The organism is Archangium sp., assembly GCF_057119385.1.
Genome location: NZ_DBNGVP010000022.1, coordinates 107,512 through 121,576 on the forward strand (window position 1 = coordinate 107,512; position 14,065 = coordinate 121,576).

At 68.9% G+C, this 14,065-nt stretch carries 9 protein-coding genes; 6 read left to right on the forward strand and 3 right to left on the reverse strand.

The window, feature by feature from the left end:
- Positions 1–47 precede the first annotated feature (47 nt).
- Positions 48–4,400, reverse strand: a complete 4,353-nt coding sequence (locus tag AC16DP_RS05605; RefSeq protein WP_329732614.1) for a carbohydrate binding domain-containing protein — start codon at positions 4,398–4,400, stop codon at positions 48–50.
- Positions 4,401–4,501: 101 nt separating this feature from the next.
- Between AC16DP_RS05605 and AC16DP_RS05610 the strand changes: the two genes are divergently transcribed.
- On the forward strand, positions 4,502–4,987 hold the full coding sequence (locus tag AC16DP_RS05610) for a tetratricopeptide repeat protein (protein ID WP_329732613.1): 486 nt from the start codon (positions 4,502–4,504) through the stop codon (positions 4,985–4,987).
- A 36-nt stretch (positions 4,988–5,023) separates the two neighbouring features.
- Here the strand turns inward: AC16DP_RS05610 and AC16DP_RS05615 are convergent, their stop codons facing one another.
- Positions 5,024–5,656, reverse strand: a complete 633-nt coding sequence (locus AC16DP_RS05615) for an SRPBCC family protein (RefSeq protein WP_329732612.1) — start codon at positions 5,654–5,656, stop codon at positions 5,024–5,026.
- A gap of 133 nt (positions 5,657–5,789) precedes the next feature.
- Here AC16DP_RS05615 and AC16DP_RS05620 point away from each other — a divergent pair, with 133 nt between their 5' ends.
- From AC16DP_RS05620 to AC16DP_RS05635, 4 genes are all read left to right on the forward strand, one after another.
- Positions 5,790–7,076 (forward strand): TolC family protein, encoded by a 1,287-nt coding sequence (locus AC16DP_RS05620; protein WP_329732611.1) that lies wholly within the window; start codon positions 5,790–5,792, stop codon positions 7,074–7,076.
- Complete coding sequence (locus AC16DP_RS05625) at positions 7,073–8,680, forward strand: efflux RND transporter periplasmic adaptor subunit (RefSeq protein ID WP_329732610.1); 1,608 nt, start codon at positions 7,073–7,075, stop codon at positions 8,678–8,680. Before AC16DP_RS05620 ends, AC16DP_RS05625 begins: the two co-directional genes overlap by 4 nt.
- A 9-nt stretch (positions 8,681–8,689) precedes the next feature.
- A complete protein-coding gene (locus AC16DP_RS05630) occupies positions 8,690–11,830 on the forward strand; it encodes an efflux RND transporter permease subunit (protein ID WP_329732609.1) in 3,141 nt (1,046 codons plus the stop codon).
- A 99-nt stretch (positions 11,831–11,929) separates the two neighbouring features.
- A complete protein-coding gene (locus tag AC16DP_RS05635; RefSeq protein ID WP_329732608.1) occupies positions 11,930–12,592 on the forward strand; it encodes a hypothetical protein in 663 nt (220 codons plus the stop codon).
- Between the two features lie 29 nt (positions 12,593–12,621).
- Here AC16DP_RS05635 and AC16DP_RS05640 read toward each other — a convergent pair whose 3' ends face one another.
- Positions 12,622–13,047, reverse strand: coding sequence for a transposase (locus AC16DP_RS05640; RefSeq protein WP_329732607.1), 426 nt, complete (start codon positions 13,045–13,047; stop codon positions 12,622–12,624).
- A gap of 207 nt (positions 13,048–13,254) precedes the next feature.
- On the opposite strand from AC16DP_RS05640, the gene AC16DP_RS05645 reads away from it, so the two are divergent.
- Positions 13,255–14,037 (forward strand): hypothetical protein, encoded by a 783-nt coding sequence (locus tag AC16DP_RS05645; protein ID WP_329732606.1) that lies wholly within the window; start codon positions 13,255–13,257, stop codon positions 14,035–14,037.
- Positions 14,038–14,065 lie beyond the last annotated feature (28 nt).

The following is a 14,065-nucleotide window of genomic DNA, read 5'->3' on the forward strand; positions in this document are numbered from 1 at the left end:
CGGCGCGAGGCTCATGGGCCTCGCGCCGGGGCACTTCCCGCGACGGATTACTTCCAGGTGTCGTTGAGCGTCAGGGTGCCGGTCGCGGGTGTCGTGGAGGTGCGGTTGGTGCCGCTCTCCCAGATGACGTTCCCGCTGCCGTCCTTCTTGATGTACTTGTACTCGAAGGCCGTGGAGCCGGGCAGGCTCAGCGTCACGCTCCACGTCGGGTAGTTGGTGGGCGAGAGCTGGATGGCGGCGGCGGTGCTCCAGCTCCCGAGCGCGGCGATGCTGCCCACGACGTAGATGTTCTGTCCCACCACGGTGCTGGCCGTCTCGTTGAAGGTGACGGTGGCGCCGGTGGTGCTGGTGGTGACGCTCAGCGCGGTGCTCAGCGCGGAGACGTTGCCCGCGGTGTCCCGGGCGCGCACGGTGTAGCTGTACGTGGCGCCAGCGCTCAGGCCGTTGTCGGTGTAGCTGGCCGAGGCGGGCGAGCCCACCAGCGAGCCATTGCGGTACACGTCATACCCGGCGATGCCGCTGGCGTCCGTGGAGGCCGTCCACGTGAGCGAGACGGAGGTGGACGTCTTGGACTGCACCGCGAGGCCCGTGGGGACGCTCGGCGCGGTGGTGTCGGCGGACGGAGCGCCCGCGGTGATGGTGCCGGCGCTGAACGTCTGCACTCCCGCGGGGAAGAAGTAGTTGAGCCCGCCGTTGTTGTCCCAGGTGCCGCTGCCGTTGTTGAAGACGGCCTCGAGCTGCGTGGCCGAGCCCAGGTTGACGGTGTACTTCGCGTAGCCGGCCACCTCCGCGGCGGGCATGGCGACACCCGGCGACGTCGTCCACGTGCCACCCGCGGGGCGGTAGTGGATGTACGGGGTGGCGAAGCCCTTCTTGTAATAGACGGTGACGGAGTTGCCCGCGCTGGTGGTGACGGAGAGCGCCGTGCTGGCCGCCGAGGTGTTGCCCGCCGCGTCCCGCGCCTTCACGGTGTAGCTGTACGCGGTGCTCGCCGCGAGCCCGCTGTCCGTGTACGTGGTGCCCGTGGGCGTGCCCACCTGCGTGCCGTTGCGGAAGACGAGGTAGCCCGTCACGCCGGCGTTGTCCGTCGACGCCGTCCACGACAGGGACACGGACGCGGCCGTCTTCGAGGGCGAGGTGAGGCCACCGGGAACGCTCGGCGGCGTGGTGTCCACCACCGGGGCGCCCGCGGTGATGGTGCCGGCGCTGAAGGTGGAGACGCCCGTGGGGAAGAAGTAGTTGCCGCCGTTGTTGTTGTCCCACGTGCCGCTGCCGTTGTTGAAGACGGCCTCGAGCTGCGTGGCCGCGCCCAGGTTGACGGTGTACTTCGCGTAGCCCGTCACCTCGGAGTCGGGCATGGCGTAGCCCGGCGCCACCGTCCACGTGCCGCCCGTGGGACGGAAGTGGATGTACGGCGTGGTGAAGCCCTTCTTGTAATAGACGGTGGCGGTGTTGCCCGCGCCGGTGGTGGCGGAGAGCGCCGTGCTCTGCGCGGAGAGGTTGCCCGCCGCGTCCCTGGCCCTCACGGTGTAGCTGTACGGGGTGCTCGGCGACAGGCCCGTGTCCGTGTAGCTGGTGCCCGTGACCGAGGCCACCTGCGTGCCATTGCGGAAGACGTCATACCCGGCCACGCCGTAGTTGTCGGTGGAGGCCGTCCAGAGCAGGGCCACCGAGGAGCTCGTCGTGCCCGAGGCCGTCAGCCCCGTGGGCGTGGAGGGCACGGTGGTGTCCGGCGCCAGGGTGGTGACGGAGAGCGCCGTGCTGGCCGCCGAGGTGTTGCCCGCCGCGTCCTTCGCCTTCACGGTGTAGCTGTACGCGGTGCTCGCGGTGAGCCCGCTGTCCGTGTAGCTGGTGCTGGGGCTCGAGCCCACCTGCGTGCCGTTGCGGAAGACGTCGTAGCCCGTCACCGCCACGTTGTCCGAGGCCGCGCTCCAGGTGAGCGTCACGGAGCGATCCGTCTTCGTGGAGGCCGCCAGGCCCGTGGGCGTGGAGGGCGCCGTGGTGTCGATCACCAGGAACGGGTGCGTACCCTGCACCGTGCCGTTGGGGTCCTCGATGTACTTGCCGCCCACCAGGTTGTACTTGCCCGAGCCGACGTAGACGGACTGGATCTCGCTGCGCGTCACGTTGCCCCGGCTGTCCGTGGCCTCGACGTAGTAGTCGAGCAGCTGGTCCCGGTAGTTGCCGAGGTAGACGTAGTAGAGGTCGCCGATCTCCTGCGCGGGCACCTTCGCCATGACGGGCAGGTAGGCGGGCTGCCACGAGACGCCGTTGATGACGGGCTTCAAATCCCTCCGGCTCAACGGGAAGTCCACCCAGGCGCCCACGCGCGTGGTGTCGATGTTGGGCACGCCCGCGGCCTTGAGCGCGGCGGGGTCATACACCTTGTGGGTGTTGTCCAGCGGGTCGATGCTCTTGTTGGTGTGCACGCGGACGCGGGCCTTGATGCTGGTGATGCCGCTCACGTCGTACGCGTAGGTGTAGATGGCGAAGTTGTTGTTGAAGTGGTGGAGCGTCCAGCCCTCGGACTTGTCCGTGTTGGGGCTGCCCGGGTTGTACGGCCAGCGCTGCGGCCACCAGACGGACGGGCCCGTACGGTCCTGCGTGAGGCGGTCCTGCACGTAGGGCTTGGAGAAGTAGAGCGAGTTGTTGAAGGCGAGCGTGGGCTTGACGATGTCGTCCTGGTTCTCGTCGTAGTAGCCGAAGCCCGAGTCCATGGCGGGCAGCAGGAAGTACCAGGCGAGCTCGGCGGGGTTGGCGCCGCCCGCCCAGTCGTTGGCCGCGTCACCCTTCACCGGGAAGGACATCATCCACGGGTTGAGCTGGTTGCCCGCATGCGTCACCTGGTTGTCCAGCGTGGTGGTGGGCTTCCAGTGGTTGGGGTGGGCGTCGAGCCAGATCTGCTCGGCCGTCTTCGCGTAGTTGAGCGAGGCCTGGAGCAGGGCGAAGTTGCGCTCCAGGTAGTGCCAGCCGTGCTCGAAGGAGACCGTCATGCCCTCCTGCACGCCGCTGAGGTTCGTCTTGGGCGCCAGGTTGAGGCCCGTGGCCGAGTTGAACGCGGGGAACTGGCCCCTCCAGATGCCGAAGGGCAGCTTCCAGTGGTGCCACTGGGGGTCGGACGAGGAGTCGCGCGTGTCCACCCACGAGCCGTCCTGCACGTGCACCACGTCGGTGGCGGGCGGCGTGTTGTTGACGAGGTACTCGCTGATGCCCAGGCACTGCACGCCAGCGGTGCAGGTGACGCTGCGGCCGTTGTACCAGGTGGTCTCCGAGCCCGCGCGCCCGCCCGAGTTGTCTCCGTCATGCGCGATGACGAAGAACTGCTTCTGCGGGACGAGCCCCTCGAAGCTCTGGAGGTTGACGATGTCGACGGTGACCTGGCCCTCCCAGCCCTCGTACCAGGAGCCGTTCTGGTTGACGGGGATGCCCACCACGCGCGACTCGGCGCCCGTGGCCGGGTCCACGTAGCGCACCCAGTGCGGCGTGGAGGCGAACGGGTACTTGTTGCGGATGACCTGCTGCTCGTGCGCCATCTGCAGGCTCACCCAGCTGCCCACGTTGCTGGTGTTCTGCAGGTCCGCGCGGTTGGGCGGCGACACCAGCGTGTCCGAGCCCGGATCGTTCAGGAAGGGGTAGTCCTTGAGCGTGCGCGAGAAGTGGTTGTCACCGATGACGGACCACTGGATGCCCAGCTTCGCCAGCGTGGGGATGAGGCGCTCGGAGAAGCCCAGCTCCGTGGGGAAGAAGCCCTTGGAGGACTGGAAGCCGCTGCCCAGGAAGTAGGGCTGCGCGAGCGTGGCGCTCTGGTTGACGAGGTCCTTGAGGAAGTAGTCCGGCCCCACCAGCGGCCCCATGGTGTGGTGGCCGGTGAAGTGGATGAGATCCAGCGTCCGGTTGCCCGCCGGGGTGCGCAGGGTGTTGTACCGGTCCCGCCAGGGCGAGCCCCAGCTGGTGTTGGTGTAGCCGGGCACGTTCTGCAGCGTGTTGATGTCCTGGACGTTGTTCACCACCGCCCCGGACATGGTCACGTGGACCTGGCCGGTGGGGGCGTTGGTGCTCATGTCCGCCGCCACGCTCGGGGGCCAGTACATATAGGCGCCCGTCTTCGCGTGGTGCGAGTAGTAGGCGACCAGGTCGTCGTGCGGCATCGGCGCGCCCGACGGCAGGAAGTACGTGTAGTTCGACGGCGGGCTCTGCTTGATGTTGATGACCTGGCCGTCATACGCGTAGCGGATGGCTCCGCCCACGGGCGTCGATGCGTACTTGCCCAGGTCGTAGTACGGCCAGAAGTTGGGCATGTGGTTGTGGTACACGTGCGACGCGGCGATCTGCGCCTGCGCCGGTCCGGCCCACAGCAGCGCCGCCACGGCGGGCAGCAGCAATGGCTTCAATCGGTTCACGGGGCTCCTCGGGGGAGGGGTGGGGGAAAGCGCCGGACGGATTAGTGGGGCTTACGCTTTTTGTCACTTTTTTATGCAATTCAGTTTTATTAGGAGCTCAGATGAACAAGGGGTTCTGGGTGTGCGCGCTGCTGCTGGTGGCGTGCTCCGAGAAGCAGGGGAGTGGGGCCGGGCCGGGCGCGCAGGACAAGGAGGCGGCGGCCCTGGCGAAGCAGGACGCGCAGTGCCCGGGCGGGACGGTGAAGGGGTGCCTGGACGGGGCCATGGAGGCCGATCGACGCGGTGAGTCACCGCGCGCGGTGGAGCTGTACACGCGCGTCTGTGACGCGGGCGTTGCACGGGCGTGCAACGTGCTGGGCACCTTCGTCTGGCAGGGGCGGGGCGTGAGCGCGCCGGATCCGGCGCGGGCCTATTCGCTCTACAAGCGCGCCTGTGAGGGAGGGGATGCCGCGGGGTGCTTCAGCGCGGGCATCTGCCACCGGACGGGCTCGTGCGCCGAGAAGAACGACGCGGAGGCCCACACGCTCATCCAGCGCGCGTGCGATGGCGGGGACAAGCGGGCCTGCGCCAACCTGGGCGGCCGCTGAAGGCCCGCCCGGCGGCTCAGGGAAACAGCGGGGACTTCACGGCGTGGGCGTGGCCGCCTGGGCTTCCTGCTCGGCCTTGGCGGCCTCGGCGGCGGCCCGGGCCTTGAGCTGGAGCTCGCGCTCGAGGCGGTTCTTCGCCTCCTTCTCGGTGATCGTCTTCAGGGTGGCCAGGCCCTGCTCGAAGTCCTTGCCGATCATCTCGTCCATGTCCACGAACAGGGAGAAGGCCTTGCCCATGAAGTCCTGGTGCCCCTCCATGGCCCACGTCACCTGGATGCTGCCATCACCCGTGGGCTTGAACGTGAAGAGGGCGGTGTTCGTGTTCGGCCAGGGCTCGAGGAACTCGAGCTGGATCTGGATGGACTCGTAGAGCTTCGCGTCCACGAGGGTCATCCTGCCCTTGCCCACCTGATCATTGCCGGACCAGGCGTAGATGGAGCCGGGCCCCGCGAAGGCTCCGTCGAAGGCCGTCTGCATCTTCGGGTCCTTCTCCGCCCACGGAGACCAGAACTTCCACTTGTGGAAGTCGTTCACGGTGCCGAAGGGGAGCTCGACAGGGGCGGCGATGGTGATGGACCGCTCGATGCGGAAGGTGGACGGCCGCGAGGCCACCACGGCACCCACTCCGATGAGGGCGACCACGAGCGCGAGGGAAATCTTCTTGAGCATTTCGTCTCCTGAGAGGCGGGGTGAACCGTATGTCCCCTCGCGGCTGGACGGCAAATGCCATGTGCCTCGGGACGGAGTGTCCGGGTGACCCGCTCCGGGTGTCCGGCCGAGCAGGCGTGCTAGGCTGCCGCCCATGAGCACGTGCTCGCCCCGTCGACGCTCGTCGTCTCGTCCTCCCTGGAGTTTCGTTCTCATTCTGCTGGCCGGGAGCGCCCTGGCCCAGCCCGCGCTCGACGAGTCCCAGTACGTGGAGCGGGTGCTCACCGCGAGCCTGGAGGCCCGTGTCGCCGGGCTCGAAGCCGCGCTCGGCCGGGCCGAGGCCGTGGGTGTGGGCCTGTGGCCCAATCCCTCGCTGGAATGGCAGCGTCAGAAGACGACCTCCGGGACTCGGGATGGGGAGAGCCAGGACGTGCTGGTGGCCTCCATTCCCCTCGTGCTCTCCGGGCGGTTGGGCCTGGAGGCCGAGGCCGCCGAGCGGAGCGCGCAATCCGCCGAGGCCCGGTACGCGTGGGCCCGGGCCGGGCTGCGCCATGAGGCCACCCGCGCATTCACCGCGGTGCTGGCGGCCCGGGAGCGCCGGAGCCTCCTCGAGGAGTCACTCGCCTCGCTGGAGCGCCTGGCCGGGGCCATCGCCGTCCGCGAGAAGGCGGGTGAGGCCGCGGGTTACGACCGGTTGCGCATCGAGCTGGAGGTGGAGGCGGTGCGGGATGCGCTGCGCGGCGCCGTGCTGGAGGAGCAACAGGCCTCGGCGCAGGCGTTGTGGTTGCTCGGGCCCGGGATGGCGTCCCTGCCTCCGTTGCAGGGCACTCTCGGGGTGGAGCGGCCCCTGCCGGACGTGGCCACGCTGTTGGAGGGGCTCGGCGAGCGGCGGGGTGATCTGCGTGCGCTCTCGCTGGAGGCCAGCGGCGCGGAGGCCGCGCGGCGTGCGGCGGGCCGCGGCGTGATTCCGGAGCCCACCGTGACGGCGGGCGCGCAGTTCCTCGACGTGGGATTGCCGGGCGCGGGGACGGGGTATGTCGTGGGCGTCGCGCTGCCGCTGCCTTTCTTCGAGCGCCGGCAGGGAGAGTCCGCCCGGGCGGAGGCGCGCAAGCAGCTCTCCGAGGCCCGCCACGCCGCGCTCCTGTACGCCGCGCGGACCCGGCTGCCGGTGCTGCGGGAGGCGGTGTCCGGCAGGCGGGAGCGGCTCGCGCGGCACCGTGCGGATGTCCTCTCGCGCGCCGAGGAGCTGCGCCGCATCGCCGCGACGGCCTACCGGGGTGGCAGCGCGGAGCTCCTCGTCCTGGTGGAGGCCGAGCGTGCCGCACGCGAGGCGCGGCTGACGGCCATCCAGCTGGGTGTGTCCCTCGTCGAGGCAGAGACCGATCTTCTTCTTTTCGTGGGCGCCTATGACGGCGCCGGATCCCGGAGCCCAGGGCGATGAGCCGACTGTCGTTGATCCTTCTCACCGTGGCGTGTCTGACCGCCTGCAAGCCGCGCCAGGAGGGGCATGAGCATGGGCCGGGCCAGGAGCATGGGCACGAGCACGGCGCGGCCTCCTCCGCGGAGCCGGAGCGGCCAGGCATGTCCGTGACCGTCTACCAGGATGGGCTCGAGCTGTTCATGGAGTACCCGGCGCTGGTGGTGGGCCAACCGTCGCCGCTGGTGGCGCACTTCACCGACGCGCGAGATCCCAACGGCTTCCGGGTGGTGACGAAGGGCCGGGTGACGGCCACGCTGCGCTACGCGGATGGCACCGAGGAGCGCTTCGTGGCCGGCAAGCTCCTGCGCGATGGCATCTTCAAGCCGCCGGTGCAGCCCACCCGGGCCGGCGAGGGCACGCTCACCCTGCGTCTGGAGGGCGAGCAGGTCTCGGGCACGGTGGAGGCGGGCAAGGTCGTGGTGTACCCCACCGTCGCCGCGGCCGTGGCCGCCGCGCCTCCCGAGGAGCCGGGTGAGGCCACCGTGCCCTTCCTCAAGGAGCAGCAGTGGAAGACGCAGTACGCGACGGCGCCGGCCGAGCCGCGCGCGCTGCAGGGAGGCGTGCGCGCCACCGGTGAGCTCAAGCCCGTGGCGGGACAATCCGCGGAGCTGTCCGCGCCCGTGGCGGGCCGAATCCCCGTGGGGGACCGCGTGGTGCACCTGGGGCAGCGCGTGCGCAAGGGCGAGGTGCTCGTGCGGCTGATGCCCACGAGCGCCGCCGCCGGGACGGATGTGGCCACGGTGGAGATGGAGGCGGCCCGGGCCCGGGCGGAGCTGGGCCTGGCGGAGCGTGAGGTGAAGCGCGCGGAGGAGATGTTCGCGGGCAAGGCCATCCCCGAGAAGCAGCTCGACGCGGCGCGGGTGGCGCGGGAGGTGGCGGCGGCGCGGGTGGATGCCACCGAGCGTCAGCTCTCGCTCTACCGCAGCACGCAGAATGGAGGTTCGGGGGGCCCCGGTGGCGCGGCCTTCGAGCTGCGCTCGCCGGTGGACGGGGTGGTGTCCTACGCGGAGGTGACGCCCGGGGCCATCGTGGACGTGGGCACGCGGCTCGTCTCGGTGGTCAACCCCGAGCGGCTGTGGCTGGAGGCGCGGGTGTACGAAGCGGACGTGGCGAAGGTGGAGCGCTCGCCGGGCGCGGCCTTCACGGTGGCGGGCTTCGAGCGCGAGTTCTCCGTGGACGAGAAGACGGGCCGCCGCGTGGCGGTGGGCTCGGTGGTGGATCGGCTGACGCGCACGCTGCCCGTCATCTTCGAGCTGCCCAATCCCGAGGGTGTCCTCAAGCCGGGCATGTTCGCCAAGGTGATGCTCTACACGGGCGAGACGGTGCGCGGGGTGGCCATCCCCGAGTCCGCCATCGTCGACGACAACGGCAAGCCCACCGTGTTCGTCATGGACGGGGGCGAGTCCTTCTTCAAGCGGGCCATCCAGCCCGGGGTGCGCTCGGGCGGCTACGTCCAGGTGCTCGAGGGCGTGAAGGAGGGCGAGCGGGTCGTCTCCCGGGGCGCCTACGAAATCAAGCTGTCCACCGTGGCGGGCGCCGCCGTCGGGCACGGACACACGCACTGAGGGCCCGGCATGAACCGCCTCATCCGCTGGTCCATCGACAACCGTCTGCTGGTGGTGGCCGCCTCGGTGCTGCTGCTCCTCCTGGGCATCGAGACCGCCCGGAACATGCCCGTGGACGTCTTTCCGGATCTCACCGCCCCCACCGTCACGGTGCTCACCGAGGCGCACGGGCTCGCGCCCGAGGAGGTGGAGACGCTCATCACGTTCCCCATCGAAACGGCGGTGAATGGCGCCACGGGCGTGCGCCGGGTGCGCTCGGCCTCGGCGGTGGGCATCTCCATCGTCTGGGTGGAGTTCGACTGGGGCACGGACATCTACACCGCCCGGCAGGTGGTCAACGAGAAGCTGCAACTGGTGGCCAGCCAGCTCCCCGCGGACGTGCCGCCGCCCACGCTGGCGCCCATCTCCTCGGTGATGGGGGAGATCCTCTTCCTGTCCATCTCCTGGGACAAGGCCGCGCAGGCGCCGGACGCGGCGGGGCGTGAGGCGCAGATGATGGAGGCGCGCAGCGCGGTGGACTGGGTGCTGCGCAAGCGCCTGCTGTCGGTGGCGGGCATCTCCCAGGTGGTGCCCATTGGCGGGGCGGTGAAGCAGTACCAGGTGCTGCTCCGGCCCGAGGCGCTCCAGGCGCTCGACGTCAGCTTCGAGCAGGTGGTGCACGCGCTGCGGACGACGAACCGGAACACCTCCGGTGGTTTCTTCGTGGAGCGGGGGCAGGAGTACCTCCTGCGCGCCGTGGGGCGGGCGCGGGGCGTGGAGGACGTGGCCAACACGGTGGTGACCGTGCGCGCGGGCCAGCCCATCCGCGTGGGGCAGGTGGCGGACGTGCGGGTGGGGCCGAAAACCAAACGCGGGGAGGGGAGTGCCAACGCGGAGCCCGCCGTCATCCTCGCTGTGATGAAGCAGCCGGACGCCAACACGTTGGAGCTCACCCGGCAGTTGGACGCGGTGCTGGACGACATCCAGCCCACCCTGCCCAGGGGGCTGATCATCAACCGCCACATCTTCCGGCAGGCGGACTTCATCTCGGTGGCCGTGCGCAACGTGTCCGTGGCGCTCCGGGACGGCGCCATCCTCGTCGCCGTCATCCTGCTCGTGTTCCTGATGAACCTGCGGGCCACCTTCATCTCGCTCGTGGCCATCCCGCTGTCGCTGGTGGTGGCGGTGCTGGCGCTCAAGGCGCTCGGCGTCACCCTCAACACGATGACCATTGGCGGGCTGACCATCGCCATCGGGGCGCTGGTGGATGACGCCATCATCGACGTGGAGAACGTCTTCCGGCGCCTGCGGGAGAACGCGCACCTTCCCGAGGGCCAGCGCCGCTCCGCCTTCGAGGTCATCTACCGGGCCTCGGTGGAGGTGCGTGCCTCCATCGTCTTCGCCACCCTCATCATCATCCTCGTCTTCGTGCCGCTCTTCTTCCTCTCGGGGTTGGAGGGGCGGATGCTGGCGCCGCTGGGGCTGGCCTACATCGTGGCCATCGCCGCTTCGTTGGCGGTGGCCGTCACGGTCACCCCCGCGTTGTGCGCGTACCTGTTGCCGCAGGCCCGCTCGCTGGGCGCGGAGGAAGGGCCCGTGCTGCGCTGGCTGAAGGTGCGCTACCAGCCCGTCCTCCTGTGGGCCCTGGCACGTCCCCGGGCCGTGCTGGGTGGAGCCGCCCTGGCCTTCCTCGCCACGCTCGCGATCGTCCCCTTCCTGGGGCGCTCCTTCCTGCCCGAGTTCAACGAGGGGACGTTCACCGTGAACGTCGTCACGTTGCCGGGCACGTCGCTGGAGGAGTCGGACCGGCTCGGCCGCCGGGTCGAGCAGGCGCTGCTGGCCCTTCCCGAGGTGGTGACCACCTCCCGCCGCACCGGGCGCGCGGAGCTGGACGAGCATGCCCAGGACGTCAACGCCTCGGAGCTCGATGTGGGCGTGGACCTCTCCAAGGGCAAGCGCGGCAAGGAGGAGATGCTGGAGGCGATGCGCCAGGCGCTCGCGCAGGTACCGGGGGCCGTGGTCACCATCGGCCAGCCGCTCTCCCACCGGATCGATCACATGCTCTCGGGCTCGCGCGCGGCCATCGCGTTGAAGCTCTTCGGGGATGACCTGGACACGCTGCGCGGACTGGCCGAGCGCGTGAAGACGGTGGCGGAGACGACCCGGGGCGCGGTGGACGTGTCCATCGAGCAGCAGGTGAACATTCCGGAGGTGGAGATCCGCATGGACCGTGACGCCGTGGCGCGCTACGGCCTCACCACGGGCGAGGTCGCCGAGGCGGTGGAGCGGGCCTTCTCCGGTGAGACGGTGGGCACCCTGCTGGAGGGACAGCGGGCGGTGGAGCTCGTCGCGCGTCTGGATGACGCCTCGCGGGCGGACCTGGATGCCATTGCCTCCACGCCGCTCGACACCCCCACGGGCCCGCGGATTCCCCTGAAGATGCTGGCGAGCCTCACGCGTGAGTCCGGCCCCAACACCATCACCCGGGAGAACGTGCAGCGGAAGATGGTGGTCCAGGCCAACGTGTCGGGCAGGGATTTGTCCTCGCTGGTGGACGAGCTCCGGGCCCGCGTCGCGAGCGAGGTGCGATTCCCCGAGGGCTACTACATCGTCTACGGCGGCCAGTTCGAGAGCGCCGAGCAGGCCGCGCGCACCATCACCCTGCTGGGTCTGGGCGTGGTGGTGGGCATCTTCCTGCTGCTGGTGGTGGCCTTCTCCTCGGTGCGCAATGCCTTGCTCACGCTCATCAACCTGCCGCTGGCGCTCATCGGCGGGGTGGTGGCGGTGGTGCTCACCTCGGGCGTGGTGAGCGTGGCCTCGCTGGTGGGCTTCATCACCCTGTTTGGGATTGCCACGCGCAACGGCATCCTCATGGTGAGCCATTTCGAGCACCTGATGACCGAGGAGGGAAAGAGCCTCCCCGAGGCGGTGGTGCAGGGCTCGCTGGAGCGGCTGGCGCCCATCCTCATGACGGCGCTGTGCGCGGGGCTCGCGCTGGTGCCGCTCGTCATCGCCGGGGGCGAGGCGGGCAACGAGATTCAAGCGCCCATGGGCGTGGTCATCCTGGGCGGGCTGCTCTCCTCCACCTTCCTCAACATGCTGGTGGTGCCGGTGCTCTTCCGGCTCTTCGGCCAGCCGCCAGGGTCAGGCTCCGCCAGCCCCTCCATCTGACGAGGCGCGTCAACGCCTGCCTCGCCTGCCTCGCAACCCCGTGGCTTGTATTTCAGGGCTGGAATATTGTACCTTGATAACAATCCTCGCGAGGTAATCATGAAATCACGGAAGACGACTGGTATTTCCCTTGGCGCCGTGCTGTCCGGTTTGATGCTTCTCGCTTGTGGCGGTGTTCCCGACGCGGAGCTGACTCCGGCCGATGGGCCCCAGGGCACCACCACGTCGGCCCTGTGCTCTGGCGTGAGCGTCACGACGCTCAGCCTCGCGGGCATCAGCACGTATCAGGGAGAGATGGCCGGGAGCGGGGACTGGGCGGTGGCCAACCCCGCCAATGCCGTCCGGCTGGAGTACTATGTCGATGGCGTCCTGCGCAGCTCGGAAGATCGCTGCAACGCCTCGGGCGGGACGTCTTCCTGCACCGGCTCGGGTTCCTGGTCCTTCAGCGCCTCGGGCATCACCTGCGGCTCGCACAACTTCCAGGTGAAGGCCTATCCGATGGTCATCGACAGCGCGGGCAATCGCACCGTCTGCTTGGACAGCCCCAGGTCGCTCTCCCAATCCGTTGCCGGTGATGCGTGCCCCCCGCTCATCACGCACATCCTGTACAACCCCTACTTCAGCGGCACCTATCAGTATGTCGATTCCGCCAATGTCACTCGCTATATCTTCGTGAACAAGAATCAGACGTACTACATCTGCGCGCGGGATGGCAGCGTCAACGGAGGACCCTTCACCAAGGGAGGTGGCTGCAATTACTAGTGGACTGTCCACGAAGTTATTGGACAAAATCAGGACGGGTGCCGATCCACCCACTCGTGCATCTTGGGACGGGTCCACGACCAGGTAAATGGATGGGCGTAGAGCCGGTTGTACTCGGGCCAGCTCGCTTCGAGGTGGGCAATGAACTCGGAGCGGCTGGCCCAATCTCCCCGCTGCAAGTAGTGGGCTCCGAAGGTACGCAGCAGCAGTTCAGCCTGATTGAGCCAGGAGGCATGCGCTGGGGTGAAGAGCACCCGGACATGAGGGTAGTTGTGCCGCAGGAAATCGAGCGTTTGTCGGCAGACATGGCTGGAGCCGTTGTCCCAGATGAGGTGGATGCGTGGTGAATGCCTGTACTCCTCGAGCAACTCGGGTAGGACGGCTCGCAGGCTGGCTGAGTCATTGCGCTCCAGACACCAGCCGCGCATCTGTCCGGTGTGGACCTCCAGTTTCACCAGGACTTCGTGGACAGTCCACTAGCGCCGGAGTTGGCCGAGCTTGTGGAGCACCTCGGGTATTCGCCGGCCTGCCCGGGATGTCTCGGCGAGCCTTTCCGCACCGGGCTCCGACTCGAATGCGTCGGGAGGAGTTCCAGGGGGTGGCGGGATGGGGTAGGTCCTGACTTAGGCTTTCTGGGTTTTGCTTGGTGAAAGGACACTCGCGTGAAATTCGAGGTCTTCCAGGTGCTGTTCAGCGCTGCTCTGGAACGGCGGCAGCACTATCTCTCCGACCCCTCGCTGGCCCCTTGGTTCAAGAACACGGCATTGCCGCCCATCATCGGGTTCGGGCTTCCAGCCGATGAGGCGCCGGTCCATCTCGTGACGATTGGCCTGAATCCGAGTGACCGAGAGGTGACCGAGGGCTTCGTGCCGAAATCGGACGATGCCAAGAGTCACTGGGACCGGCAGACTGGGTACTTCACGCGTCCGTACCGCACCTGGTTCGACAAGGCTGAGCGCATCGTTCGGGCGGCTTCGGGCGGAGAGGTCTCCTACGGCGGCGTGTACGGGACGGGACGACGGTGCGTGCACCTCGACGTGTCGCCCCTGCCGACGGCCGGCAAGTTCGACACGGTCTTCGATGCCTCTGAACGAACGCCGGAGGAGCGCGCACGGGCGATTGATCTCCTCAAGCGGGAGTCCGACGAGTTGCTGCGTCCGCTTGTCCGCCTGCTCGTGGAGAAGCACCAGCTGCCCCGCGTCCTCATCATGGGGTATTGCCCCCCGGCTGGAGGCTCCGCGACCATGAAGCGCTTCTGGGGCCGCGGCGCAGAGTTCAAGGTGCGCGATTTCGGGGCCGAGGCGGGTACGCGGTGGGCCGTGGGCGCGTGGGCCATTGGGACGTCTTTGCAGCTGCCGGTCGCGTTCCTGTCGAAGGGGCCTTCCAGTCAGGCAGGCATCGGTGACCTCGAGCGGGCGGCCTCGCGGCTCTCACCAGAACATTGATCGCCTCCCGGCGCGCGTCCGGGCTCAG